The 1,963-nt window shown below is 48.0% G+C and carries 2 protein-coding genes; both read right to left on the bottom strand.

The window, feature by feature from the left end:
• Positions 1-72 (bottom strand): type II toxin-antitoxin system ParD family antitoxin (locus tag RMO79_RS24440; RefSeq protein ID WP_396136524.1); only part of this gene is annotated, 72 nt, incomplete at its 3' end.
• Between the two features lie 83 nt (positions 73-155).
• The gene (locus tag RMO79_RS04780) at positions 156-1,844 is read right to left on the bottom strand and encodes an aldehyde dehydrogenase family protein (protein ID WP_310481919.1); all 1,689 of its coding nucleotides are present in this window, start codon (positions 1,842-1,844) and stop codon (positions 156-158) included.
• Positions 1,845-1,963 lie beyond the last annotated feature (119 nt).

The following is a 1,963-nucleotide window of genomic DNA, read 5'->3' as shown; positions in this document are numbered from 1 at the left end:
CCCCCGATCGATCTGACTGGCAATAAATGTGTCAAAATGTTCTCCTAGTGTCACGCTGGTATTTTTTTGCATACAGTTTTCGAGCGATTACATACCAATATATATTATATGTTGGTATATAATCTGAAAATTGGCGATTTCGGCACTTCAGATGCTTAACCCCGTAAAGCCGCCATTACTAGCCCTGGGAGATTTTGCCAGGTGGGATAAGCTTCAAACTTGAGTAACTTCCGCGCCATTCCCAGCAGATTTCGATGATTGGCAAACCAGGGGGGAGTGGGGAAAATTCGGAATGGTGCGTAGATGACGGATTTTTGGGGTCGATCGAATAGATAGCTATTATGGACGAAACCAATCCCCGAACCGATATTGGCAAGGGTGTTTCCGGGATAAGCACCCCAAGTTGTCGAGCCGAAATAGAATAACATTGCCGACCAAATATTTACCCCGATCGCACCATACTGGAGATTAGCGATCGCCGTATCGAATTCTTGGTGGTATTTTTTCTGAGTTTGAGAATCGATTAACACGGTACAAGAAAGCGTCCCCCAGATGCTCTCGTTGGCAAATTCCACCGCTTTAGCAAGAAAATCGGGAGCGGATAAGGACTCGATCTCGACTTCGGCTAAGATGCCGCAAAATGCCTCTTCAGTTAGGGCATATTCGCCCGCTACGGGCGGTACATTGGGAATTAGCGTCCACGGGACGATTTTTGGGGTTTGCGCCCCTAGGGCTTCAGCTTGGGGGTATCTATTGAGGAACGATCGATAGCGATCTTGGGCACCGGGATAGTAGGCTTGACGCGGGGGAATGGCGGCTAATTCGCGTCTGACGGCGGCTAAAAATTCAGCCCGCTGCGCCCAACCGGAGGCGGTGACGAGTACTTGTCCCGATGCACAGTTAAAGCTGGCATTATGGGCGATCGTACTGGCAACCTGACGTGATTGAAAGGTAAGATCGGACTGCGACCATTTACCTGGTACGACGAGAATGGGCGTAACGCAGCCGAGTTCGGAAGTGATGGGTTTAGTAATGCGAGGGTTGTTGGTTGTTTTTCGATCCTGCTGTTCGATCGGATTTGTCCCCCAGACGATCGCATCATGGGTACGGTGCGATCCGGTAATATGGATTTCGTCAATCTGGGGATGTTGACACAAATATTCGCCAACTTCTGCACCACCATAAACGATCTGAAGGAAACCCGCTGTTATCAATGGCTCGAAGGCTTGGGCGATATATCTACCCACATACGCATTCACCGGATTCATCTTAATAATCGCGACTTGATTCTCGCTAAATAATTTAGAGAGTGCATCCATTGCGACAATTGCCGAAACATTCCCCGCCCCTAAAATTAGCGCGACTTTGGCTGCTGTCGGTTCGTAATAAATCCGCCCTCGATCTGGAAAAGCGTCAGGTTCCAACCACACTTCACCTCGGTAACCCAGATATAATAATCGATCGATCGGGTTTGCTGGCAATACTTGGGCGATAAATTGCCCATCCTCCCGCCGTGTAATTTTGGATGGTTCGAGTTGCCCATTGGCTTGAAGGGTTGTCATTAATAGGCGCAGATTTCGTACTGTCGCAATCGCCCCCGCCATCAATTCTTCACCCGCCAACGGCGATTGAGGATCGATACCTTTAGCTTCACAAGCTGCATTCGTCCAATCTTCAGCAACTATTAGGGTCCGATCGAGACAATCTTGCAAATATGCTAACCGCTGAGGAATGGTAGTTTGCTCCCATTTATCGCGATGGCTGCACAGGCTGGTAATAGCTCGATCGATCTCATCGAAATCGGTAGCTAATCCGATCGGGGGTGTAGAAATATTGCTAGCCATATCAGAGTATTTGGTAAGGTTGGGTAGATGCCGATCGCTAAATTCACATCTCGAAATTGATGATGGGGATAATTCCAGCAATTCTCATTTTAAAACTCTTACCCTATTTTATGGCTTAA

The organism is Chamaesiphon sp. VAR_48_metabat_403, from assembly GCF_031422475.1.
Classification (GTDB): domain Bacteria; phylum Cyanobacteriota; class Cyanobacteriia; order Cyanobacteriales; family Chamaesiphonaceae; genus Chamaesiphon.
This window is presented reverse-complemented; position numbering and strand designations above follow the sequence as displayed.